Annotated in this window: 18 protein-coding genes; 10 read left to right on the top strand and 8 right to left on the bottom strand. The window is 69.3% G+C overall.

Annotated elements, in window-relative coordinates:
- Positions 1 to 5 precede the first annotated feature (5 nt).
- Positions 6 to 2,738 carry an Ig-like domain-containing protein gene (locus SYV04_RS16095; protein ID WP_321546667.1) on the bottom strand — a complete coding sequence of 911 codons (2,733 nt, stop codon included), beginning with the start codon at positions 2,736 to 2,738 and terminating at the stop codon, positions 6 to 8.
- Positions 2,739 to 2,838: 100 nt separating this feature from the next.
- Here SYV04_RS16095 and SYV04_RS16090 point away from each other — a divergent pair, with 100 nt between their 5' ends.
- The 3 genes from SYV04_RS16090 to msrA all read left to right on the top strand — a co-directional run bounded on the left by SYV04_RS16090 (position 2,839) and on the right by msrA (position 6,760).
- Positions 2,839 to 5,088, top strand: coding sequence for a PrkA family serine protein kinase (locus tag SYV04_RS16090; RefSeq protein WP_321546666.1), 2,250 nt, complete (start codon positions 2,839 to 2,841; stop codon positions 5,086 to 5,088).
- A gap of 116 nt (positions 5,089 to 5,204) precedes the next feature.
- Positions 5,205 to 6,077, top strand: coding sequence for a S1 family peptidase (locus SYV04_RS16085; protein ID WP_321546665.1), 873 nt, complete (start codon positions 5,205 to 5,207; stop codon positions 6,075 to 6,077).
- A 50-nt stretch (positions 6,078 to 6,127) separates the two neighbouring features.
- A complete protein-coding gene (gene msrA, locus SYV04_RS16080; RefSeq protein WP_321546664.1) occupies positions 6,128 to 6,760 on the top strand; it encodes a peptide-methionine (S)-S-oxide reductase MsrA in 633 nt (210 codons plus the stop codon).
- Between the two features lie 3 nt (positions 6,761 to 6,763).
- Here the strand turns inward: msrA and SYV04_RS16075 are convergent, their stop codons facing one another.
- Complete coding sequence (locus SYV04_RS16075) at positions 6,764 to 7,084, bottom strand: hypothetical protein (protein ID WP_321546663.1); 321 nt, start codon at positions 7,082 to 7,084, stop codon at positions 6,764 to 6,766.
- A 147-nt stretch (positions 7,085 to 7,231) separates the two neighbouring features.
- On the opposite strand from SYV04_RS16075, the gene SYV04_RS16070 reads away from it, so the two are divergent.
- The 4 genes from SYV04_RS16070 to SYV04_RS16055 all read left to right on the top strand — a co-directional run bounded on the left by SYV04_RS16070 (position 7,232) and on the right by SYV04_RS16055 (position 12,343).
- Positions 7,232 to 7,684: a deoxycytidylate deaminase gene (locus SYV04_RS16070; protein ID WP_321546662.1), complete on the top strand. Its 453-nt coding sequence runs from the start codon at positions 7,232 to 7,234 to the stop codon at positions 7,682 to 7,684.
- 238 nt (positions 7,685 to 7,922) lie between these two features.
- A complete protein-coding gene (locus SYV04_RS16065) occupies positions 7,923 to 8,600 on the top strand; it encodes a histidine kinase dimerization/phospho-acceptor domain-containing protein (protein WP_321546661.1) in 678 nt (225 codons plus the stop codon).
- A 61-nt stretch (positions 8,601 to 8,661) separates the two neighbouring features.
- Complete coding sequence (gene nla6 / locus SYV04_RS16060; protein WP_321546660.1) at positions 8,662 to 10,116, top strand: enhancer binding protein Nla6; 1,455 nt, start codon at positions 8,662 to 8,664, stop codon at positions 10,114 to 10,116.
- Positions 10,117 to 10,387: 271 nt separating this feature from the next.
- On the top strand, positions 10,388 to 12,343 hold the full coding sequence (locus SYV04_RS16055; RefSeq protein WP_321546659.1) for an ArsA family ATPase: 1,956 nt from the start codon (positions 10,388 to 10,390) through the stop codon (positions 12,341 to 12,343).
- 3 nt (positions 12,344 to 12,346) lie between these two features.
- Here the strand turns inward: SYV04_RS16055 and SYV04_RS16050 are convergent, their stop codons facing one another.
- From SYV04_RS16050 to SYV04_RS16040, 3 genes are all read right to left on the bottom strand, one after another.
- A complete protein-coding gene (locus SYV04_RS16050) occupies positions 12,347 to 12,727 on the bottom strand; it encodes a hypothetical protein (protein ID WP_321546658.1) in 381 nt (126 codons plus the stop codon).
- Positions 12,727 to 17,133: a Kelch repeat-containing protein gene (locus tag SYV04_RS16045; protein WP_321546657.1), complete on the bottom strand. Its 4,407-nt coding sequence runs from the start codon at positions 17,131 to 17,133 to the stop codon at positions 12,727 to 12,729. The genes SYV04_RS16050 and SYV04_RS16045 overlap by 1 nt, the downstream gene beginning before the upstream one ends.
- 98 nt (positions 17,134 to 17,231) lie before the next feature.
- Positions 17,232 to 17,948, bottom strand: a complete 717-nt coding sequence (locus SYV04_RS16040) for a hypothetical protein (RefSeq protein ID WP_321546656.1) — start codon at positions 17,946 to 17,948, stop codon at positions 17,232 to 17,234.
- Positions 17,949 to 18,061: 113 nt separating this feature from the next.
- On the opposite strand from SYV04_RS16040, the gene SYV04_RS16035 reads away from it, so the two are divergent.
- Positions 18,062 to 19,030 carry an acetyl-CoA carboxylase carboxyltransferase subunit alpha gene (locus SYV04_RS16035; protein ID WP_321546655.1) on the top strand — a complete coding sequence of 323 codons (969 nt, stop codon included), beginning with the start codon at positions 18,062 to 18,064 and terminating at the stop codon, positions 19,028 to 19,030.
- Positions 19,031 to 19,043: 13 nt separating this feature from the next.
- Positions 19,044 to 19,733, top strand: coding sequence for a (d)CMP kinase (gene cmk, locus SYV04_RS16030; RefSeq protein WP_321546654.1), 690 nt, complete (start codon positions 19,044 to 19,046; stop codon positions 19,731 to 19,733).
- A gap of 15 nt (positions 19,734 to 19,748) precedes the next feature.
- Here the strand turns inward: cmk and SYV04_RS16025 are convergent, their stop codons facing one another.
- A complete protein-coding gene (locus SYV04_RS16025) occupies positions 19,749 to 21,884 on the bottom strand; it encodes a transglycosylase SLT domain-containing protein (RefSeq protein WP_321546653.1) in 2,136 nt (711 codons plus the stop codon).
- 356 nt (positions 21,885 to 22,240) lie between these two features.
- On the opposite strand from SYV04_RS16025, the gene SYV04_RS16020 reads away from it, so the two are divergent.
- On the top strand, positions 22,241 to 22,474 hold the full coding sequence (locus tag SYV04_RS16020; protein ID WP_321546652.1) for a hypothetical protein: 234 nt from the start codon (positions 22,241 to 22,243) through the stop codon (positions 22,472 to 22,474).
- 11 nt (positions 22,475 to 22,485) lie between these two features.
- Here the strand turns inward: SYV04_RS16020 and SYV04_RS16015 are convergent, their stop codons facing one another.
- Both SYV04_RS16015 and SYV04_RS16010 read right to left on the bottom strand, forming a co-directional pair.
- Complete coding sequence (locus SYV04_RS16015; RefSeq protein WP_321546651.1) at positions 22,486 to 23,997, bottom strand: CAP domain-containing protein; 1,512 nt, start codon at positions 23,995 to 23,997, stop codon at positions 22,486 to 22,488.
- Entirely contained in the window at positions 23,997 to 24,293 is a 297-nt protein-coding gene (locus SYV04_RS16010) for a DUF721 domain-containing protein (RefSeq protein WP_321546650.1), read from the bottom strand. The genes SYV04_RS16015 and SYV04_RS16010 overlap by 1 nt, the downstream gene beginning before the upstream one ends.
- Positions 24,294 to 24,330 lie beyond the last annotated feature (37 nt).

Raw genomic sequence — 24,330 nt, 5'->3', positions numbered from 1 at the left:
CTATTTCACCAGGAACGCGCCCGCGAGTAAGCATCCAGGTAGAGCGACAGTCCCAGGAGGTTGGCGCCCGGCAGGTCCAGGGCGCCGTCCCAGGTGATACCAGCCGAAAGATCCATGGCCACTACCTCTCCCGTGGCCGATTGCTGGGTGGCTGGGTCTTCCCCGACTCCCGGGGGGGCTGCTGGCAGGCGCAGGGGGCTCTGCCCCGAGACGAGCGGCAGGAGCACCACGTGGCGGCTCCGAGGGCCGGTGAAGGTGATGCGCGCCAGTTCCGCCCCGGCCTGGGAGAGCGCCGTCCAGCGCTCGGCGGCGGGGGTGAAGGCGCGCTGGGTCCGGTCGTAGGAGGCGACGGGCAGGGGCAGGAAGGGAGGTACCTGCACCCGGGTGGGCAGCGGCGAGCCTCGGAGCAGACGGCCGGTGGTGTCTCCCCGTGCCTGGGCCACCTGGGTGGCGAACACCCAGACGCCAGGGGTGCCGAGCTCTACTCCGCCGTAGGGGGCGCCGCTGCGCAGCAGGAGGGGCTCCAGCGGCCGGGTGCCGTCTGGCGCTGGGGCGCCACCGGTGCGCGAGGCGAAGCCCAGGGGGACGATGCCGGCCTCGGCGGAGAGCTCCACGGCGCTGGCGATGGCGGTGTCCAGGCCCGAGGGCAGGCGGGGAAGCACGACCTCCGTGCGGCGGAGCTGCTCGCGGCGCGGGCGGAAGGAGAAGCCGGGCAGGGTGAAGTAGTCCGGCAGGTCCTCGGAGCCCTGGGCGCAGCGCGAGGCATCCGAGCAGAGGCCATCCGCGTCCAGGTCCGAGGTATCGGGCACGCGCGGGCGCAGGGGAATGGTGGCGAAGGCCTGGAGCGCGTAGTCCATGGCCCCGGTGTAGGCCAGCAGGTCCGTGGAGCCGAGGCTCGCGGCGAGGGTCAGTTCTGTTCGTCCGGCGAAGGCCACCGCGGCGCGCCGCCCGGGCTGGCCGAGGCCCAGTGAGCGCCCCTTGAGCTCCATGGGAGAACCCAGGCCCGAGGCCACGTAGGCCACGGCGCTGCCGGGCGCGGGCACGGGCTGGGGCAGGCCGGGGACGGTGAAGAAGAACGTCTCGCCCAGCAGCGTGGTGAGATCCAGCTCCGGGACATCTCCGGCGGAGAGCACGGAGAAGCCGAGCCACACCGGGCCACTCGAGTGGACCTCGGAGAACTGGATGCCGGCGTTGAAGCCCGCGGCGCCGTGGACCGGATTCTCCCCGAGGGGCAGGAGTACGTCCCGCGCGCCCGTGGCGGCGACCGACACCCGGTCGTAGCGGGGGTAGTCATCGGAGCGCAGCTCGGGCGAGGCGGCGGAGAAGCTCGCGGTGGTGCCGGCGAAGCTGGGGAAGAGGGCCGCGCCGCTGGCGTCCGTCGTCACCGTGACCGGAGCGGGGCAGGGCGCGCTGGCGGGAGGAGCGTCACAGCCGAGCACCTCCACGCCGCTCAACGGGCGGCCCGTGGTCGCGTCCACGACGACGACCCTCCGGCCCTCGGTGACGGCGGGCAGCAGGGTGAGCGCGGCCTCGACCGGTGTCACGCCGGGATTGGAGACACCCGCGCGGATGCGCACCGTGCCGGGCGCGGCCGCCGTCACCACGCCGGACGGAGTCACCGTGGCCGCGTCACTCGGAGCGCCCGAGGCATCCACGACCGAGAAGCTGCCCATGGCGAGCGGGAAGCTCTCCCCGGAGAAGGTGAAGGCCACGAGGGACAGCCGAACCTCGCCGCCCACGGCCAGCACCGCCGCGCGCGGGGTAATGGCGAGGGCGGAGATCTCCGAGGCGTCAGGCGCGGAGCGGCACGCGCCATCCGTACACGCCTGACTGGCGGGGCAGTCGGCGTGGCCTCGGCACCCGCCCGGGACGCACCGCTGCGCGACGCAGAGCAGCCCCGCCGGACACGGGCCCCCCGTGGGGCACGCGGTGGAGGGCTGGCAGTACCCCTGCTGGCAGTAGGCAGGAGCGGTGCAGTCCGTGTCGATGAGGCAGCGCGGCAGCTCCTGGCAGATCGCCCGCGCGCAGTCGAAGCCCGGCGGACAGGCGGAGGCGTCGAAGGCTCGACAGTCCGTGTTCTCGGGGCACTCGGCGCGGGACTGGCACACGCGGTACTCCCGGCAGCGGCCCGCGGTGGCGCTGGTGCAGTACTGGCCCTCGGGACAGTCGGCGCGCGTGGCGCAGTCAGCGCGCTCGCACAGGCCCGCCTCGCAGAGGAGCCCCTGGCCTCCACAGGAGGCGTCGTTGATGCACCGGCGCACGCATGTGCCGTCCTGGCAGACGAAGAGCACATTGGCGACTTGAGGATCGACGCCCGGGGCGCAGCTCGCGGCGGTGGTACACACCGGGAGACAGGCGCCCTGCGTCACCTCGCAGCGTTGGCCGGACGGACAGTCCGCATTCCCCGTGCAGCGGGCCTGCGCCTCACAGCGGCCCTGGCGGCACACCTGGTTGGCGGCGCAGGCGGTATCCGCGTCGCACAGGCACCGACCGGCCGAGCACGTGAAGCCCTGGGCACAGTCGGTGCTCGCGACGCACTCGGCGCGCTCCTGGCAGGCTCCGGCCGTACACGCGTGGCCGGCGGGACACTCGGTGTCATCCAGGCACACCGGCCCGCACCCACCGAAGCGACACCGGCCTTCCGGACATTCCGTGTCCGTGACGCAGGGGGCCGAGGAGGAAGGCGGGCACCCGGAGAGCGCGGCCACGAACAGAAGTGCAAGCAGGGCCCTGGACATCCGTCGCACCGGGGGGAAAGTTCCTGTGTTCTTCCGAGCAATGGCGGTGGCTCGGTGGCATGGATAGATAGGCCAGACTCAAGCACACAGGAGAGTGGACGTGGAAGCCAGGCGCTACCTGCAGGACATCGGCTCACAGGTGTCCGCCGACTTCATCAAGAATCGGTCCATCCTGTCGTTCGAAGAGTACGTCTCGCTCTTCTTCAACGATCCCCGGGTCCAGGCGCGCAACGCGGCGCAGTATCTGCACGACGTGATGGACCACTACGGCACCGAGCAGGTGCCGCACCCCTCGGGCACCATCCGGCGCTTCAAGGTCTTCGACGCGACCTCCAGCGATCGGGACGGCCGCGTGGCCGGCCAGGAGGAGGTGCAGAACGACATCTACCGGCTGCTGGGCAACTTCGTGCGCGCCGGGCGCATCAACAAGCTGATCCTCCTGCACGGGCCCAACGGCAGCGCCAAATCCACCCTCGTCAACGCGCTCAAGGCGGGCATGGAGGACTACTCGCGCCAGCCGCAGGGCGCGCTGTACCGGCTGGGCTGGGTGTTCCCTTCGGAGAAGCTCATCAAGGGCTCCATCGGCTTTGGCGAGCGCGTGGAGAGCACGGGCGGAGATGTCAGCAGCTACGCGCACCTGGACGCGGAGGCCATCGATGTCCGGATGCCCTGCGAGCTGAACGATCACCCGCTCTTCGTCATCCCTCCGCCCGAGCGCCGCAAGGTGCTGGAGTCGGCGCTGAAGAAGAAGGGGCTCGGCACCGGCGACGGGGAGTCGGGGGACTTCATCCTCTCGGACTACATCCGCGACGGGGAGATGTGCCACAAGTGCCGGCGCATCTACACGGCGCTGCTCAACTCGTACGCGGGCGACTACCTCAAGGTGCTGCGCCACGTGCAGATCGAGCGCTTCTACATCTCCCGGCGCTACCAGGTGGGCACGGTGACGGTGGAGCCGCAGATGAGCGTGGACGCCATCGCCCAGCAGATCACCGCGGACCGCACGCAGCTCAACCTGCCGGCGGCGCTGCACGGGGTGGTGCTCTACGAGCCGCACGGCCCGCTGGTACACGCCAACCGGGGCCTGATCGAATACGCGGATCTGCTCAAGCGCCCGCTGGAGGCCTTCAAGTACCTGCTGGGCTTCAGCGAGACCGCCGAGGTGCCGCTGGAGCCCTTCGTGCTGCAGTTGGACGAGGTGCTGATCGCCTCGGCGAACGAGAAGCACCTGGGGGCCTTCAAGGAGCTGCCGGACTTCGCCTCCTTCAAGGGCCGCATCGAGCTGGTGCGGGTGCCCTACCTGCGCCGCTACAAGCTGGAGCAGCAGGTCTACGACGCGCAGATCACCTCCACGTCGGTGGGCAAGCACGTGGCGCCGCACGCCACGGAGGTGGCGGCGATGTGGGCGGTGCTCACGCGGCTGAAGAAGCCCATCCCGGAGCGCTACGCCACCGAGGTGAAGGAGCTGGTGGACCACATCACCCCGCAGGAGAAGCTGCACCTCTACGAGGAGAGCCGGGCGCCGGCGCGGCTGAGCCTGTCCAACACGAAGGAGCTGAAGAAGCTCCGGGCGGATCTGTACGACGAGTCGGACGCGTACCCCAACTACGAGGGGCGAGCGGGGGCGAGCGCGCGGGAGATCAAGACGGCGCTGTTCAACGCGGCGCAGAACCCGGACTTCAAGTGCCTCAACCCGCTGGCGGTGCTCCAGGAGCTGGAGGCGATCTGCCAGGACAAGAGCGTCTACGAGTTCCTGCAGCAGGAGGTGGTGGACGGCTACCACGACCACGAGGAGTTCGTGCGCGCGGCGGAGGGCGAGTACCTGGAGCGGGTGGACTCCGAGGTGCGCGACTCGATGGGGCTGGTGTCCGAGGGCCAGTACCGCGAGCTGGTGGAGCGCTACATCCAGAACGTGAGCCACTGGGTGCGCGGGGAGAAGATGCGCAACCGGGTGACGGGAGAGAATGAGCGCCCGGACGAGCAGCGCATGGCGGAGCTCGAGGCGATCGTCATGCCGAAGGGCGAGGACGCGGGTGAGTACCGGCGGGGGCTGATCGCGGCGGTCGGCGCGCACCGGCTGGACAACCCGGATGTGGGGATGGACTACTCGGTCATCTTCCCGGACATGTTCAAGCGCCTGAGGGACCACTACTTCGAGGACCGCAAGCGGGTGCTGCGCAAGAACAAGGAGAACGTGCTCAAGTACCTCTCGGAGGAGAAGGGCACGCTCTCGTCGCGAGAGCAGGCGCAGGTGGAGAGCACGCTGAAGACGATGGCGGAGCGCTACGGGTACTGCGAGCACTGCGCGAAGGACGCGATCCTGTTCCTGATGAAGAAGCGCTACGGCTGAGAGCAGGCGGGCAGGGGAGGGCAGGCTGGCCGCCGTGCTTTTCCGTCACGGCGGCGCGCGGGAAGATCCATTCCTCAAGGATGTCATCAGTCCCGTACCCCCTTCCCGGAGCGTTGATGAACCGGTTTCTCCTCGGGGCCCCCGCCCTGTTCGCCTTCCTGTCCTGCGCCAGCGCCGCGCCGTCGTCGACGCCCGCCTCCGTCGCCGAGGCTCCGCGCGTGGCGGTACCGGTGGAGAAGGCGGTCGCGGTGCGCTCGGAGCGACCCACGCGCAAGCAGCTGGTCCGGCGAATCGTGCCGCACAACGTGCGCCTGGTGGTGACCGAGGGCGGCAAGTCGCGCCGGACGGCCTCTGGCGTGGTGATCGGCACCGATCGCACGGCGGACGGGGTGGCCAGCTACGTCATCACCAACGCGCACGCGGTGGATGTGGAGGACCTGAAGGCGCCGCGGATGATCATCACCCAGGAGCGCCAGGCCGAGCTGTCCGAGTACCCGGTGGAGGTGGTGGCCACGGGCAAGGTGCCGGAGATGGATCTGGCGCTGCTGCGCGTGCCGGGGGTGGAGCTGGAGCCGGCGGAGCTGGCGGACGACACGGAGCTGGAGCTGGGCGAGGACGTGGTGGTGGCGGCGTGCCCGTTCGGCAAGTCGCTGTCGCTGTCGGGCGGCATGCTCTCGCAGGTGGAGTGGGACCGGGAGAGCAAGCGCCCGAAGATGGTGAAGACGGACGCGCCCATCGGCTACGGGGCCTCGGGCGGCGGCATCTTCAGCCTGGAGACGGGCAAGCTCCTGGCCATCGTCGAGGGCTACCGGACGGCGAAGGTGGGCTTCGCGGTGGCGGAGAAGGACTACAGCTTCGACGTGCCGATGCCGGGTGAGACGTTCGCCGCGCCCACCTCGAAGGTGCGTGGATTCCTGGAGTCCAAGGGCTACGGCCGGCTGCTGAACCGGGCCTCCGAGGGTGGGGTAGGGCAGACGGCGCAGCGATAGGTGGTAACGCGCTGGGGGCCTGGCGCGTAGAAGCGTCAGAAAGGACCGTCATGCCCTCACGCTCTACACGCCTTGCAGTGCTTGCTGTCGCCGCCGCGCTGGTGGGAACCGCCGCCGTGGCCGTCGAACCCGCGAAGAAGGAGGCGAAGCTCGCCACCGCCACCTTCGCGGGAGGGTGCTTCTGGAGCATGGAGATCCCGTTCGACAAGCTGTCGGGCGTGGTGTCCACCACCTCGGGGTTCATCGGCGGAACGAAGGCCAACCCCACCTATGAAGAGGTCTCCGAGGGGGGCACGGGCCACGCCGAGGCGGTTCAGGTCGCCTATGACCCGAGCAAGGTGAGCTACGCCCAGTTGCTCGAAGCCTTCTGGCACAACGTGGATCCGCTCACGCCCAACGCGCAGTTCTGCGACAGGGGCGCCGAGTACCGAACGGCGATCTTCTTCCACGATGCGGAGCAGCAGCGGCTCGCCGAGGAGTCCAAGCGCCAGCTCGAGGCGTCGGGACGCTTCAACAGGCCCATCGTGACGCAGATCGTCTCCGCCTCCGCGTTCTACCCGGCGGAGGAGTACCACCAGGACTACTACCAGAAGAACCCGGCGCACTATCGCGCCTACCGCGTCGGGTGCGGTCGTGACGCGCGCCTCGCGGAGATCTGGGGCAAGGACGCGCCGAAGAAGTAGGCCTCAGGGCTCTTCCACCAGCTCGATCCACTGCGCCACCGGGCCCTTGTCTCCGCGCTCGTAGGCCGCGCGGACCTTCTGGCCGGGGGTGAGATCCGCCAGGCTCCCGATGCCTCCCGGAAGGAAGATCGTGGTGCTCGCGTCCACGCGCAGCTCCACGCGCCCCTTGCCCTCCGACAGCATCAGTGTGCCCCGGCGCGCGTCCACGGAGGCGATCGCGCCCTGCACCTCTTGCAGGCTCCGCACCTCCGCCGGTGGCTCCTGCGCCAGCGCCGGTCCCGCACTCAAAACCACTCCCCACAGCCCCAGGTATGCTCGGCCCATCCTGTCCTCTTGTGGGGAAACTGGGGACTGGCGCGTATCCCACCAAGGTCCCACGGGGAGGAGCGTCCACTCGCCGACACCCGATCCGGGAAGTTGGATTCCGTGCCCCTCCGCGCTACATCCGCGCTCCCTCCTGGAGGTCGCACCGTGACCCAGCCGCGCAGCTCGTGGGATCAGTACTTCATGGACATCGCTCGCCAGGTCGCCACCCGCGCCACCTGTGATCGCAAGCATGTCGGCGCCCTCCTGGTCCGCGACCGCACCATCCTCTCCACCGGCTACAACGGCTCCATCCGCGGCCTGCCGCACTGTGACGACGTGGGCCACATGATGGAGAACGGCCACTGCGTCGCCACCGTTCACGCCGAGGCCAACGCCATCATCCAGGCGGCCAAGAACGGCGTGGGCATCGACGGCGCCACCATCTACACCACCGCCAGCCCTTGCTGGCCCTGCTTCAAGCTCATCGCCAACAGCGGCTGCTCTCGCATCGTCTATGGCGAGTTCTACCGGGACCCCCGCATCTTCGAGTACGCCGCCAAGCTCGGCCTGGAGCTCACCGGTCTCGGAGAAGCCGCCCAGCCTCCCGAGCCCCGCTGATCCACGGGAGCGCTCCGTTCACCCGTGGACACCCCCAGCCCGGGGCAGGGCGGTCGGGTTCACGCAACGTCTCCCTGAGGACACTCAGCACCCCCTCCAAGCAAGCGGACTCACTCAGGAATCCATCGACTTCGGCAAGAATTACCGTCCTGGGGTTGCCGTTTGGCATGCGGCTCCCTAAATCCTGGCACCGGTAGGCGGGGCGCGGCGGATGGTGGCAATTCCTGAGGAGTTTTCGGTGGTTACATCCACGGCTGTGTCCAGTGTGCCCGCGGTACAGGAAGGCTCGGATCCCGTGGTGGGGGCCGCGCGCTACGGCGCCGTCCCCACCCTCATGGACAGCCTCCTGCACGACGTGCGCAATCCCTTGAATGCGCTCTCCATCAACCTCGAGGTGCTCGCCGAGAAGCTCAAGGGCGAAGCCGGGCAGGTGCCCCCCTCGCAGGAGAAGAACATCAAGGCCATGCGCGATCAGATCCAGCGCGTGGATGGCATCCTTCGCCAGTTCTCCGACTTCATCGTCTTCCGCGGGGGCGCCAGCGGCGAGGCCTCGCTGTCCGACACCTCCCGGCGCTCCCTGGACGTGCTGGCCCATGAGAGCCGGCGCCGCCGCATCAAGGTCCAGACGGCGCTCGAGGCCGATGTCCGCGTGCGGCTGGCCGACACGCAGGAGCTGAGCTTCTTCCTGGTGCAGACGCTGCTGCGCGCCTTCGGGCGCTCGGAGGCGGGCTCCGAGGTGCTCGTGACCGTTCGCTCCGAGGGCACCTACGCGGTGTTCGAGGTGACGGACTCGGCCGGCAACGCGCCGGAGCAGGCGCCCGATGTGGTGGCTGCCCTGGGGCTGCGCGCCGCGCAGCTGGGTGTCGAGTTCCAGATCCGAGCGGGCATCTGCCGCTTCATCTTCACGCGCGTCTGATCAGCTCTTCGATCCGCGCTTTTCACTGACTTCTTTGCGAAAGCAGTAGGAGGTTTCCATCTTGGGCAGCGCACGAATTCTGGCCGTGGATGACGAACGCGCGACGTGCGAGGCGCTGGCAGAAATGCTCAGCTCCTGGGGGCACAAGGTCGAGGTTGCGTTCGACGGACACGATGCCTTGCGGAGAGCGGGTGAATTCCGGCCCGATGTCGTTCTGTCGGATCTGGCGATGCCGGAGACGGACGGGCTGTGGCTGCTGCGCCAGTTGCGCGAGGAGCTGCCGGACTGCCCGGTCGTCTTCCTGACCGGCCGAGGCACCATCGACGCAGCCGTGGCCGCCATCAAGGAAGGCGCCTACGACTTCATCGAGAAGCCGCTCAACATCGCGCGGCTGAAGGTCTGCATCGAGCGCGCCCTGGAGAAGAAGGAGACGCTGCGCGAGGTGCAGACGCTGCGCAGGCGCCTCAAGCAGCTGGGGCAGTCGGACCTGATCGCCCAGTCGGGCGCCATGCGCAAGGTGGGCGAGCTCATCGAGAAGGTGGCGCCCTCCAAGGCGAGCGTGGCCATCTCCGGCGAGTCCGGCACCGGCAAGGAGGTGGTGGCGCGTGCCATCCACAACCTCAGCCTGCGCCGCGAGAAGCCCTTCATCGCGATCAACTGCGCCTCCATCCCCGCCACGCTGATCGAGTCCGAGTTCTTCGGCCACGAGCGCGGCGCCTTCACCGGCGCCGATCAGCGCCGGCCCGGCGTCTTCGAGCTGGCCCATGGCGGCACGCTCTTCCTGGACGAGCTCGGTGAGATTCCCATCGAGCTGCAGGCCAAGCTGCTCCGCGTGCTGGAAGAGGGCCGGCTGCGCCGCCTGGGTGGCAAGGTCGAGATCGAAGTGGACGTGCGCGTGCTGTGCGCCACGAACCGCGACCTGAAGCAGGAGATCAAGAACCAGCGCTTCCGCGAGGATCTCTACTTCCGCCTCAACGTCTTCCAGATCCACCTGCCGCCGCTGCGGGAGCGCCGCGAGGACATCCCCATCCTGGTGCAGCACTTCGTGGAGAAGTTCCGCGGGGACTCCGCCAAGCGCGTCACCGGCGTCCACCCCGAGGCGATGGAAGTGCTCAAGGGCCACGAGTGGCCGGGCAACATCCGCGAGCTGCGCAACGCCGTGGAGCGCGCCGTCATCCTCTGCGACGGCGAGCTGATTACCCGCGAGCACCTGCCCCCCGACATGGCGGGCAAGAGCCCCGAGCGCCACACCTTCCGCCTACCCTACGGCCTGTCGCTCGACGCCGTGGAGCGCGAGTACATCCTCGGCAGCCTCCAGCGGAACGGGAACAACAAGGCCCGCACCGCGGAGATCCTCGGGGTGTCGGAAAAGACCCTCTACAACAAGCTCAACCGATACGCCGCCGAGGCCCGCCAGCAGGGGGGACAGAACCCCGCCGGCAACCTGATCAAGGCCGCCGGGGACGGCAGCGTCGGAGCCACCGAGGTGGACCTGGGCAGCGGACCTTTCAGGTAGGGGATTCCAGCCGGATTTCGCGCCCTTGGCGGATTCGGCGAGGGACTCTCCAAGCAAGCTGGCACACCGCGTCAAGCGGGCGTGCCAGCGCTGCAAAACCCCCGACACTTCTTGACTTTTACCCTCTCGGCGGGGGATCCTCCGGGCCTCTCATACACGGGGTTTCCGGTTCGGGATACGACCCGCCTGGGACTCCGCCGCCTTCACCGCGGCTGTCCAGGAATGGACGATTCGGAGGCCGACGGGGGGCGTCAAGGAAGGCCACGACGCAATGAGCGATGCGCGAGTTCTCCACTTCTTCGGCGGCAAGGGCGGTGTAGGTAAGAGCACCCTGGCCGCGGCGTACGCGTTGAAGCTTGCCGATGACGCGCCGAAGGAGAAGGTGCTGCTCATCTCGTTGGACCCGGCGCGCTCGCTGTCGGATCTGGTGAAGAAGAAGCTGCTGGCGAAGCCCACCAAGCTCCAGGCGGGCAAGGGCGAGGGTGGCCTCTACGCGGCGGAGCTCGAGACCGACGCGCTGCTCAAGCCGTTCGCCGCCAGGTACGTCCCCGCGCTGGAGAAGGCGGCCGGCAAGGGCACCCACCTGACGGAAGAGGACCTGGGCAAGGTCTTCGCCCAGGCGGTGCCGGGGCTGGAGGAGCTGGTCGGCCTGTTCCACGTGCAGGAGATGCTGGAGTCGCAGGAGTTCGACCGCATCGTCGTGGACACCTCGCCCACCAGCCACACGCTGCGGCTGTTCGACCTGCCCCAGGGCCTGCGCAAGTTCCTGGGCATCGTGAAGGCGGGCGCGGAGAAGCCGGCCGCGGGTGGTAAGGGCAAGAAGGAAGCGGCGCCCGCCGAGGGCAGCTTCCTGGACGAGGTGGGCGGCAAGGCCGAGCGGCTGCTGACGCTGCTCAAGGATCCGGCGCGCACCGCGTTCCACCTGGTGGCGCTGGCCGAGCCGGTGCCCGAGGCGCAGACGCGCATGTACTTCGCGCAGCTGCGCGAGCGCTCCATTCCGGTGACGGAGATCGTCGTCAACCAGGTGGAGGAGAAGGACGGCTGCCCCGCGTGTCAGGGCCGCCGGGGTCTCCAGGCGCCGCACGTGCGCAAGTTCCAGGGGTTGGACAAGGCGGTGCCGGTGCAACTGGTGGCCAAGCGCGAGCTGGCCCCGCGCGGGCTGGACGGCCTGAAGAAGTTCGCCAAGGAGGCGATCGGCGGCAAGGAGACCAAGACGCTGGAGTTCTCCGCCGCCGAGGGGCCTCCGGCGCTGGTCCGCGCGCCCTCCATGCCTCCCATCGCCGCGCCGCCGCTGCCGCCCACGCGCCTCATCTTCTTCGTGGGGCAGGGCGGGGTGGGCAAGAGCTCCTGCGCGGCGGCCGCCGCGGTGACGCTGACGGAGAAGGAGGGGCCCGTGCTCCTCATCTCCACGGATCCGGCGCACTCGCTGTCGGACGTGCTGCAGAGCCGGCTGACCGACACCGAGACGCAGGTGAAGGGCACCAAGGGCCTGTACGCGCGCGAGCTGGACGTGAACGGCTGGTTCAACGCCCTGCGCAAGCGCCTGAAGGAGAAGGCGGAGAAGGGCTTCGAGGGCGCGCCCAAGACGGGCGATGTGCCGGCGGACCTGGCCGCGCTGCGCAACCTGCTGGAGTGCGCGCCTCCGGGCATCGACGAGCTGGCGGCGCTGGCGTGCCTCACCGACGCGCTGGTGCAGGAGCGCTTCAAGCGCATCGTCGTGGACCCGGCGCCGATGATCACCTCGATGCGGGTGGTGGAGCTGGCCGACACGGCCAAGGCGTGGCTCTCCGCGCTGCACGGCGTGCTGTCCAAGTACAAGACCAAGGGCCTGGGCGAGCTGGCCGATGACGTGGCCGCTCAGCTCAAGCACGTGAAGCGCTTCGAGGAGGCGCTGGCCTCGCCCAACGAGTCGCGCTTCGTCGTCGTGACGCGCGGCGAGGATCTGGCCGCCTCGCGCACCGAGCGGCTGGTGGAGTACCTGAAGGAGAAGAAGCTCCAGGTGGAGCGGGTGCTCGTCAACCGCGTGGGGCCGAAGTCCACCTGCCCCAAGTGCGAGAACCGCCGCAAGCTGGAGCTGGCCGCGGCCAAGGTCATCGAGAAGAAGATCGGCCTGCCCGTCACCATGGCTCCGGCGCTGGGCCGTCACCCGGCCGGGCTGCGCGAGCTGAAGGCGTTCCGCACCGCGTGGTACGCCCTGTCCGCCCCGGTGAAGATCAAGGCGGCGTAGGGCTCAGGGCAGCATCCGGAACAGGTCCGCCAGCTTGGGAGGGAAGGGTGCTCCGTGCTGGCGGGTCTCGTGGAGGATCATCTCCGTGAACTTCGCGGAGCGCTCTCGCGTACCGAAGAGCAGCCCCTTTCCCAGGGGAATGACCAGCTCGTAGTCGGTCGCCGGGAAGAGGTGCTCTCCCGTGGAGCAGTTGTCGAAGTGGCGCATGGGCGTGGCGAGCAGGAACGGGTGCTTGAGCGCCCGGTGCTCCGAGGCCAGGCGCTGCTGGATGGCGTAGCGATCGCCTCCCTTTTGCGTCTCCTCGCGGATGGCCAGCTCGAGCAGGTTGGGCACCCGCCCGAGCTTCGTGAGTAGCAGCGCGGTCTCCGAATCGCTCGGGCTCATCACGCTTCCTCCTCTCGCGGGTGTCCCCTGCGGGGTTTGCGTTGACGGGCGGTCAGGCGGGCCAACAGCCCTAGCCCTCCCAGCAGCCAGGAGGCATCGCCAGAGCCCGCCGCGCAGTCACAGCCTCCTCCCGAGTCCGGAGGCGCGGGGGGGTCGTCGGGACGGGTGTCCACGGTGAAGTGGACCGTGGCGGCGGGGCTGGTTCCGCCGGTGTCGGTGGCGGTGGCTGAGAGCTTGTGGGCTCCATCGGCCAGGGGCTGCTCGGGCGTGAAGGACCAGGCGCCGGTCTCGCTGGCGGTGGTGAGGCTCGCCACGGCTCCGTTCAAGGTGAGGCTGATGGAACTGCCGGGCTGAGCGGTGCCGGAGAGGACGGGCTGGGACTCGGAGAGCGTGGCGCCGTCTGCGGGCGAGGTGATGACAGGGGCCGAGGGCACCGACAGATCGATGCTCCAGGAGTAGCTGGCTGGAGTGGGGTCGATGTTTCCGGCCTCATCGCGTGCGCGCACCTGGAAGGTGTGCGAACCCTCCACGAGGTTGGCGTAGCTCTTCGGAGAGGAGCAGACGCTGAAGGATGCCTCTTCTTCCAGCCTGCACTCGAAGAAGGCTCCTGTCTCACTGGAGAAGGTGAAGGTGGCCGAGGACTCATTCGAAATCCCTGCCGGAGCCGAGGTCAGGGCAGTGTCTGGGGCTTCCAGATCGATGGCCCAGAAGTAGCTGACCGGAGTGGAGTTCACGTTGCCGGCCTCATCGCGCGCCCGCACGTGGAAGACGTGCTCGCCCTCGGAGAGGCTCGAGTAGGTGGCCGGCGACGAGCAGGGGCCGAAGGCCGCTCCATCCAGGCTGCATTCGAAGAGCGCGCCCGACTCACTGGCAAAGGTGAAAGTCGCCGAGGGCTGGTTGGAGGGATGCGCGGGCGTAGAGGTCAGGATGGTGACTGGGGCTGTCTGATCGATGCTCCAGGAGTAACTGGCCGGAGATGTATCCACGTTCCCAGCCGCATCCCGCGCACGCACGCGGAAGGTGTGTAGCCCCTCCGAGAGACCGACAAGAGTGATCGGTGGGGAACAGGCACTGAAGTCGGCTTCGTCCAGGCTGCACTCGAAGAGGACTCGGCCCTCGTTGCTGTCAAAGTCGAAGAAGGCCACGGTCTGGTCGGAGAGGTTTGGTGGACTTGTGGTGATGACGGTGTCTGGGGCCGTCAGGTCGATGAACCAGAAGTGGAGGGCGGGGGTGGGGTCCACGTTGCCGGCCGCGTCGCGCGCACGTACGCGGAAGACATGCTCTCCCTCGGGGAGGTTGACGAAGTTCACCGGAGGGGAGCAGGCGCTGAAGGTGCCCTCGTCCAGGCTGCACTCGTAGAGGATTGCCTCGTTACTGGAGAAGGTGAAGGTGGCGGTGGACTGGTTGGAAGGGAGGGGAGGAGCGGACTCGATGACGGTGTCAGGCGCCGTCAGATCGATGGCCCAGAAGTAGCTGACCGGAGTGGGATTCACGTTGCCGGCCGCATCGCGCGCACGCACGTGGAGGGCGTGCACGCCCTCGGAGAGGCTCGAGTAGGTGGCCGGCGAAGAGCAAGGGTCGAAGGCCGCCCCATCCAGGCTGCACTCGAAGAGCGCTCCTGCCTCGTTGCTTTCAAAGAGGAAGGTGGCGAAGGTCTGGTTAGACGGGTTGGCCGGAACAGCGACCAGAACAATCTCCGGAGGAGTCAGATCGATGGCCCAGGAATAGCTGGCCGGAGTGGGGTCCGCGTTGCCAGCCACGTCGCGCGCGCGCACCTGGAAGGAGTGGATACCCTCGGTGAGTCCTGCGTAGGTGGTTGACGAGACACAGGGACTGAAGGTGTCCCCATCCAGACTGCACTCGAAGACAGCCCCCGAGTCCGTCGAGACGAAGGAGAAGGTAGCGACGCTCTGGTTCGAAGGGTTGGGCGGCGTGTAGATGATCGTCGTGTCCGGAATCAGCTCGGCTACACGAATCACCTGCAGGCCGGTGAGGGCGTTGACGGTGAGGGACAGCAGGTAGTGGCCCTCAGGCACCATCGGCAGGGTGGCTGTGACATGCCCAGGGGAGAAATCATGGAAGGGGAAGGCAAACAGCCGGCCCTGTTGCATGTCCATCAGGCTCAGCAGCGGAAAGTCCGTGGGGGAGCTGTGGGTCGTGCCGCTGCTGGCCTCCGAGAGGCCACGGAGGAGCGTACCGTAGGCGCTGAAGATGCTGCCCGGCTCCAACGTGTCGCCAGGTGCGGGGATGAAGAGCCTGGGTTTCCAGAAAGGAATGGTCCCCGTGGGCTCATACTCCTCGGCGCTGGAGAGCTCCCCCGCGTTCCCAAGGCCCCCCGTGAGGAGCAGCTGGCCCGAGGGGATCACCGTGGCGGTGGGCGAAGTGCGGCCGGCGCTTTGGAGGCCAGTGGTCTTCGAGATGCCGGTGACCGGGTCATACTCCTCGGTGACGAGGAGCCGGATGGTGTTGTCTCCCGAGGTGATGATCACCTTGCCGGAAGGCATCAGCACGGCGACGTGGTTGCGGCGTGGCGTTGCCAGGTTGCCGGTGCTGCTCCAGGTACCCGTGGCCGGGTCATAGACCTCGGTGCTGGTCAGCGCGGTGGAGGAGGTTTCCCCCCCTGTGACGAGCACCTTGCCCGAAGGCAGCAGCGTGGCGGTGTGGCGGGAGCGGGCCCGCGACAGAGCGCCGGTGAGGCTCCAGGTACCGGTGCTGGGATCGTACAGCTCGGCGATGGCAAGCGCGCCCGAGGTGCCAACTCCGCCGGTGACGAGCACCTTGCCCGAGTGCAGCAAGGTGGCCGTGTGGTAGGCGCGGGCCCGGGTCAGGATGCCCGTGGCACTCCAGGCGTGGGTGTCCGGATCGTACACCTCCACGCTGGCCAGAGAGGCGGTGTACCTCCCTCCGACGGCGAGCACCTTGCCCGAGGGCAGCAACGTCGTGGTGTGCCCCGAGCGGCTCTGGGCCAGGGTCCCGGCAGGGCTCCAGGTGCCGGTGAGTGGGTCGTACTCCTCGGTTTGGGGAAGATCGATCGTGGAGCCCGTGCCGCCGGTGACGAGCACCTTGCCCGAGTTCAGCAGCGTGGCCGTGTGGAAGAGGCGGGCCTGGGACATCGCGCCCGTGGGAGTCCAGGTGAAGTTCGTCGGGTCGTACAGCTCGGCGCTGGCATGAAGGGTGGTGGAAGCGTATCCCCCCGCGACGAGCACTTTGCCCGAGGGCAGCAGCGTGCCGCTGTGGCCCTGGCGGCCCACGCTCATGGGGACGGTGGAGCGCCAGACGCCCGCGGAGGGATCGTACAGCTCGACGCTGCTCAGAGCGTCCGGGTCGTTTCCCCCTCCCACGACGAGCACCCTGCCATCGGGCATCAGCGTGGACGTGTGCTGGTAGCGGACCTGGGACATGGAGGGAGCGGCGCCCCAGGTGCCCGTGGACGGGTTGTACAGCTCGGCGCTGGCCAGCGTGTCCACCTGCTTTCCCCCCATGACGAGCACCTTGCCCGAGGGCAGCAGCGTGGCCGAGGAGCGGTCGCGGGCCTGGGCCATGGAGCCCGTCGGGCTCCAGGTGTTGGGGACCGGGTCGTACAGCTCGGCGCTGGCCAGCAGACCCAGGCTGTCGTTGTATCCCCCCGCGACGAGGACCTTGCCCGAGGGCAGCACCGTGGCGATGTGGTCATAGCGCGCGGTGATCAGGGGGCTGAGGGTGCTCCAGGTGCCGGTGGCCGGATCGTAGAGATCGTTGCGGTTCTGCGCTCCCTCGGGATTGCCCACGCCTCCGGAGACGAGGACCTTGCCCGAGGGCAGCAGCGTGGCGGTGTGCCAATAGCGGGCCTTCGGGAGGGCCCCGGTGGCGCTCCAGGTGCCGGTGGCCGGGTCGTACAGCTCGCTGCTGGCCAGATAGATGCCGCTGATCCCGGCGGTGACGAGCACCTTTCCCGAGGGCAGCAGCGTGGCGCTGTGGCCCTGCCGGGCCCGCGCCATGCTGCTGGTGGGCATCCAGGTGTTGGTGGTCGGATTGTACAGCTCGGCGGTGGCCAGGGTGCTGACCCCGGTTGCCCCGCCCGCGACGAGGACCTTGCCCGAAGGCAGCAGCGTGGCCGTGTGGTAGGAGCGGTTCTGGCCCATAGGGCCCGTGGCGCTCCAGGTGCCGGTGGCCGGGTCGTACACCTCGGCGCCCGCGCGATTTTGCGAGGCGTTCAGCCCTCCGGTGACGAGGATCTTTCCCGAAGGCAGCAGCGTGGTGGTGTGGCGGAGGTGGGCCTCCCGCATAGGCGGCCCCAGACGCCAAGCCGGTGCCAGGAGCGGGGCGGCGGCGTGCTCGAGTGGCGGCTCGGAGTCAGGACCCTCCACGGGTGTACACGCCAGGGAGAGGCAGGCGAGGACCGCCGCGAGCCGCGAAACGCGATGCATGTGTTTTCCTTGCAACAACTCGTACCGAGGGATGTTGACAAGGATGTGAGCACGCTCGCCCGAGCGTTGTCCATGTACCTGGGTGCCAGGGCGCTGTTCTACGCGTCGCACTCCGAGGGGAAGTCGTAGAAGTCACCCAGCCCTTTGAACGACAATTTCCCGCTGGTGTCATCGCCCGTGATGGTGCCGGTGTCGGGCGCCTGCCCCGGGAAGCTCACCTCTACCTTGCGTCCCTTCACCTTGTAGGTGCCGGTGATCTCCTCCTCCTTCATGGAGCCGTCTTCCTGGGGCGTCTTCTTCCAGCGCACCACCTTGCCGCCGTCCTGGAAGGTCAGCTTGCCGATGGTCCCGTAGACGCCTTGCGAGTGGGCGTACCACCGCACCTTCTTGAGGATCTCCGGTACGTCCGCCGTGCGCGTGGGAGCGCGCCCCAGCAGGCGCTGCCATCCCAGCGTCTCGCGGATGGGCTCCAGGTCCGCGTCCTCCTTGGCCCGCTTCAGCCGCTTCGGGTCCAGCTTCACTGACGCGATGAGGTACTGGAGGATCGTCGAGGGGTAGGCCTCGTACTCGCACACCTTGCCCTGCTTGCGCAGCACGCCCAGCGTGGCCGCCACGTTGTACTGGGCCAGGGCGTGCTTGGGGTCCTTGCCCACCGCCTCCCGGAACTTCTCCAGGGCTTCGGGGTACTTGCCCTCCTGGTAGAGGCGGAACCCCTCCGTGTTGAGCACTTTCGCGGTGGTGGCCGGCGGGGCCGGAGTCTGGGCCAGGGCCAGGGGGGCGAGCAGCAGGGACAGCAGCAGGGCGGTGCGCGGCATGTCTCTCTCCGGACGGTGTAGGCAGCGGCGCCCATTCTACGCAGCGCATCACCGAGGGTGCGAAGTGGCTTGCGCGTTGAAAGCCCCCGGGGGCAGGTGCTAGGTGGGGCGCCATGGCGACCAGTACTGGCTACGCGCTCGACTTCGAACGCCCCCTCATCGAGCTGGAGAAGAAGATCGAGGAGCTCAAGGCCCTCTCCTCCGGTGGCACCGCGGACTTCACCTCCGAGATCGCCAAGCTCGAGAAGAAGGCCAAGAAGCTCCAGACGGAGATCTTCAGCGATCTGTCCCGCTGGCAGGTGGTGCAGCTGTCGCGCCACAGCGCCCGGCCCTACTTCCAGGACTACGTCCACCACCTGTTCACCGACTTCTTCGAGCTGTGTGGGGACCGGCACTTCGGGGAGGATCCGTCGATCGTCGGCGGCTTCGCGCGCTTCGATGGCAAGACGGTGATGCTGCTCGCCCACCAGAAGGGGCGTAGCACCAAGGAGAACATGGCGCGCAACTTCGGCATGCCGCGCCCCGAGGGCTACCGCAAGGCCCGCCGGCTCATGGAGCTGGCCGAGCGCTTCGAGAAGCCCATCCTCACCTTCGTGGACACGCCGGGCGCCTACCCGGGCATCGGCGCCGAGGAGCGCGGCCAGGCCGAGGCCATCGCCGTCAACCTGGAAGTCATGAGCCGGCTGAAGGTGCCCATCATCTCCGCCGTCATCGGCGAGGGCGGCTCCGGCGGCGCGCTGGCCATCGGCGTGGGCAACCGCGTGCTGATGCTCCAGAACAGCGTCTACTCGGTCATCTCGCCCGAGGGCTGCGCCTCCATCCTCTTCCGTGACTCCACCCAGGCGGACAGGGCGGCCGACGCGCTGAAGCTCACCGCCAAGGACCTGCTGGGCATGAAGGTCATCGACGAGGTGGTGCCCGAGCCCGCGGGCGGCGCGCACCGCGACCCCGCCAAGGCGGCCGAGAACCTCGGCAAGGTGCTGCGCAAGCACCTGAGCGAGCTGGCGGAGCTGACGCCCCAGGAGCTGGTCAAGGATCGCTACGAGAAGTTCCGCGCGCTCGGTGTCTTCTCCGGGCGCTGAGGAGAGTGCGCGCGTGAGACCGTTCATCGTCGCCATCGACGGGCCCGCCGGGGCCGGCAAGTCCACCGTGTCCAAGCTGCTGGCGCGGCGGCTGGGCTTTGCCCTGGTGGACACCGGCGCCATCTACCGCTGCGTGGCGCTCATGGCCCGACGCGAGGGCATTGCCTCCGACGACGACGCGAAGCTGGGCGAGCTGCTCTCGCGCATCCACATCCACTTCCAGGTGGTGGGCGAGGACAACCACGTCTTCCTGGACGGGCAGGACGTGTCCTCGGAGATCCGCACGCCGGAGATCTCCATGGGCGCCTCGCAGGTGTCCAGCCGCCCCGTGGTGCGCTCGGGCCTGCTGGCGCTGCAGCGGCGCCTGGCGATGGAGGCGGAGAAGGGCGCCATCCTCGAGGGCCGCGACATCGGCACCGTGGTGTTCCCGGACGCCGACGCCAAGTTCTTCCTGGAGGCCTCGCCCGAGGTGCGCGCCCGGCGCCGCTTCGAGGAGCTGTTCCAGAAGGGCGTGGAGAGCAGCCTGGAGCAGGTGCTCTCGGATCAGACGCAGCGGGACCGGGATGACTCGGCCCGCGCCGTGGCGCCGCTCAAGGCCGCCGAGGACGCGGTGCGGCTGGACTCCAGCTCGCTGCCGCTGTCCGAGGTGGTGCATGAGATGGAGAACGAGATCCAGCGCCGCCTGGCCCGGCGCGGCGCCTGAGCTTCTGGGCAAGCCTCAGAAGTTCACGCCTTCCACCGCCGGAGTGGGCACCGTGAGCGCCAGCGGCGGGCGCTCGGCACCGCCTCCGTAGAAGGAGCGGTAGAGGTACAGGTCCGCGACCACCTGCTTCACGTAGCCGCGCGTCTCCTTGAAGGGGATCTCCTCGACGAAGAGATCCAACGGGAGCGAGCCCTTCTCCTTCGCCCACTTCGTCACCGCCTTGGGGCCCGCGTTGTAGGCGGCGGCCGCCAGCACCGGGTGCGAGAAGCGCTTCATGAGCTGCGACAGGTACCAGGCCCCGTAGCGGATGTTGAGGTCCGGCGCGAAGAGCTCCGCCGGGTTGGGCTTCGGCTCCGCCAGCCGCTCGGCGATCGCCGTGCCCGTGGGAGGGATGATCTGCATCAGCCCGCGCGCGTCCGCCGAGCTCGCCACCTCCGGGCGGAAGGCGCTCTCGCGGCGCATGATGGCCCACACCAGGTGCTTCTCCACCTCGTGGCGCGTGGCCGCCGCCTCCACCGCCGAGGCGAAGGCCTTCGGGTAGAAGGCCGCCAGCGCATCCGGAGCGCGCGCCCCGAAGGCCCGGCCCCACAGGTGCCGCGCGGCCACCGCGTGGGCATAGCCGTACTCACCGAGCTGCAACAGCGCGTGGACGAAGGGCAGGGCCTGCTCCGCGGAGCGGATGCGCGAGGCGCGCGACTCCACCTCCTCGGCCGCGTCCGGGAAGAGCCCCGCCTGGCTGAGCGCCACCGCCAGCTCCAGCTCCGGAGGGCGCGTCACCGTCATCTGCCGAGGCGGCTCCGGGAAGGCCGTTGGCGGCGCGCGGCCCAGCGCGCGCAGGCGCTCGTTGGCCAGCAACGCGTAGAAGGAGGCCGGCGCGGTGCTGATGACCGTCTCGTACGCCTGCGCGGTGACGTCCGCGGCGGTGCCGCCCAGCTCCTGGCTGCGCGCCATCCAATAGCGTGCCTGCGGCACCAGGCTGCTGCGCGGGAAGCTGTCCACCAGCCGGCCCAGCTCCTCGCGCGCCTCGGCGTACTTCTCCAGCCGCAGGAGCGCCAGCGACCGGAACCACATGCCCTCGTCCCGCCGCCGCGAGCGCGGATAGCGCTGCTCGTAGAGCGCGAAGGACTTCACCGCCTCCTCGAAGTTCCCGCCCTGCAAGTCCAGCCAGCCCGCGAAGAAGGCACCCTCATCCCCCGCGGACTCCTTCGGCCACGTCTTGTCCAGGGCGGCGAACAGCTCGCGGGCCCGCGTGTTGTCGTTGGCCCGCAGCGCCCGGCGCGCCATCACCAGCGCCGCGTCGGAGGCCACCGAGGGCGGCCCCTTGCGCGCCTCGGCCAGCGACTTCTCCGCCTCCTCCAGGCGCTTGCTGGAGAACAGCGCCTGGGCACGCACCAGCGCCACCTCCGCCTTGGCGGCCGGCGTCTTCACCAGCTTGCGCGCCTCGGCCAGCTCCAGCTCCGCCAGCGCGCGCTCCGGCTGCCCATCTCCCTGCAGCGCCCGCGCCCGGCGCACGTGCTCGGCCAGCGTCAGCCGCGCCGGCGGCTTGGACGCCTCCAGCTTCGCGAGCGCCTCGTCCGCGTACGGGTGGGTGGCGTAGCGCAGGGCCACGGCGCGCAGGTCGGCGCGGGCTCCCTCGGCGTTGCCGGTGGCGGCGCGGGCCTGGGCCCGCTGGTAGAGCAGCTCCGCGGAGGGCGTCTGGGTCGCGGCCAGCTCCAGCAGCGGAGCGGCCTTGGCGGGCTTGCCAGCCTTCAGCAGCGCCTCACCCAGCCGGGCCCGGGCCCGGGGCGCCAGCGAGGGCGGCGCCTTCTCCAGGGCCCGTGAGAAGGCCTCGGAGGCCCCGTCCGCGTCCCCTGAGTAGAACAGCGCCTGACCCAGGTAGTAGGCGTGGAAGGCCTCCAGCAGCGGAGGCGAGGGGTGGGCCTCGAGCAGCTCCACCGCCTGCCGCGCCTCTCCCTCGGAGAGTGCGAGTGTGGCCGCCAGTAACGCGATGCGTCCAGATTCCGGGCACTTGCGCTCGTGGCAGGCCTTCAAGTCCTGTTGGACGAGCCCCACCGCGTCCGGCCGGTGCAGCCGCACGGCCTCCAGGGACGTCGGCGCCTGAGCCAACGCCACCCCCGAAATCAACCCCACCACCAGGCCACTCCACTTCATCGGTAGTCCCTCGCCGATCGCACCCATGAGGCATTCTAACGCAAGCCCCCACTGGGGCATTCCCTCGGGGCGGGGAGGGGGGGGTGGTTTGACAGCCGCCCCAACACGTCCTAGATCGCGCGCCGAAGCACTCCGGGCGAGTGTTCGCCAGTCAGCACGATGGGGGCGCTCAACCGGGCCAAATGTCATGTAGGTGGGCATGTGACCTCGACCCATTGCGTCACGCAAGGCGCCTCATTAGGTTGCGCCGCTGTTTGACATCCGGCCTTCACACAGGGTGAAGCCGGAGGTCAGGTTGCACTGCTGGTTCAGAAGAGCTCGGGGGGGAAATTGCTTACCTGGGAGGGCTCCGTTCCATGAAGCCGTGTCCGTCCGATCTTCCGCAGACCATCAACCCCGAGGCTGGCCCGAAGCGCGCTGGCGTCGAGACGCACCGCAACCTCAACTGCCACCACTACGACAACTGCCTCGATGAGGCGGTGCGCCGGGGTTGGCAGTCGTTCTCTTGCATGAAGTGCCCGCTGTACCAGAACGTGGCGCCTCCGCAGATGGGCATCGAGGCCTACGCCACCCAGCGCCGCCCCGTCTGAGCGTCTGAGGTTCAGCGCGGCGTGGTGTAGATGACCACCACCCAGTACTTGCCCCGACCGAAGGTCTGAGAGTCTCCGCGGATGATTCCCACGCCCACCTGGGTGTTGCGGGCATCCAGGAGGCTCTTGGACTCGGGCACCGTGGTGGGGTCCTCCGCCACATAGAAGTCCACGGCCGTGGTGGCCACGTCCACCATGGCGCGGAAGACCCGGTCGTGAACGCGGCTGTCGGGCAGGTGCGCCTTGGGCGTGTCCTGCTTGAGGGCCCGGCGCACGTGGTCCATGGCGATCTGCTCGAGCACCTCGCTGCGCTCCAGCGGGGGCAGCTTGCGCTCCGCGCGCTTGGCGTCGAGGGCCTTGTAGGCCTCCACCAGCGGGTCGGCCGTGGCGGCGATGCCCGCGGAGGAGAACACCTCGGTGACGATGGCCTGGGGCCGTCCCTCCACCGTCTGGAAGGCCACGCCGATGCCCACGTGGGTGAACTGGGGCGAGAGCAGGTTCTTCCGGTGGCCAGGGCTGTGCTCGATGCCGAAGTGCGCGGACAGCGGGCCGGGGGCCAGCCCCAGGTTCTCTCCGGCGCTGCGGTAGGCGGGGCCCGCGCCCTCCAGGCGCTTGCGCAGGTCCGAGCCGTCCGGGGCCACGTGGGCGAAGAAGCCCTCGCGGGCCATGCGCTCGCTGTACTTCTGGGCCACGGTGTCCAGCGCCGCGGCCGGGGCCAGCGGGGGGAGCTTGTGGGCCTTGCGCAGGTTGTTGATGCGCGAGAGCAGGGCCTCGCGGGCCTCGGGCACGGTGGTGGGCTCGGAGTCGAAGCCGGGCTCCTGCTCGCCGCGCTCGCGCGGGCCGCCCACGTCCACCAGGAACAGGGCCGCCACCTCGGGCCCCTTGGTGGCGCGGCCAATCACCTCCACGGTGTAGGCGCCGGTTTGGAGGAAGCGCAGCTGCGAGCAGAAGCGCGGGCCGGTCTCGCGCGTGAGGGGCACGCGCTGCACGTTGCCGTCGGGCAGGGTGACGTAGACCTCGGCCGAGCGCAGGGGCGTGGCCAGCTCGCCGCACAGCACCTGGGTGGAGCCGGGGCGCGAGTAGTTGCGCGGGAAGTGGACCAGCTCCGCCTTGCGGTCGGCCATCAGCAACAGCAGCGCGGCGCGCTCGCCCGCGGTGACGACGCCCACGCCGTAGTGGGTGGTCGGCTCGGTGTTGAAGTCCTGGCGCGCCAGGAAGGTGTCGATGGCCTGTGAGTGCTCCCAGGCGCGGATGATGAGGGAGCGAGGGCTGGGGTCGGCGCCGCCCGAGTCGCTCACCGCCAGGGTGAGCGCGTGCAGATCCGGGGCGCCGTTGGGCATCTGCGGCCCGAGCGCCTCGCGGGCCAGCCTCCGGGCAGCCTCGGTGAGGGCCTTGTCCTGCACCGGCGCGCGGCGGCCCACGCGCTCGAACTCGCGCACCACGTGCAGGGCGGCCTGCTTCTCCATGGACTCCGGAGTCAGCGGCGTGGCGGCCACCAGGGCGGTGAGGGCCAGCGCCAGCATCAGCCCCCCAACCGGAACGACAGCGTCTTCACCGTGCCCGCTCCCAGCCTGGCGTTGAGGCGCTCCACCAGGGAGGCCTGCTCCAGCGACAGGGTGCGGGCCCACTCGGCGCTCGCCACGGTGACCACCAGCGTTCCTCCTTGCAGGGTGTAGGGAGAAGAGTGCTTCGCGATCTGCGCGCCTACCGCCGCGGCCCAGACGGGCGCCAGGGCGTGCCCCTTGCCAGACTCCTCGGCGAGTCGGGCCAGCACCCGGGGCATGAGGGCATTGAGGGACTTGGGCAGTTCGCGCGCCATGTGCCCCGAATCATCGACCGGCCCGGCGGGAAAGCCA

Origin of the sequence: Hyalangium ruber (assembly GCF_034259325.1) — a bacterium.
Classification (GTDB): domain Bacteria; phylum Myxococcota; class Myxococcia; order Myxococcales; family Myxococcaceae; genus Hyalangium_A; species Hyalangium_A rubrum.
Note: the sequence above shows the minus strand (reverse complement) of the source record. Positions and strands in the feature narration are given on the sequence as shown.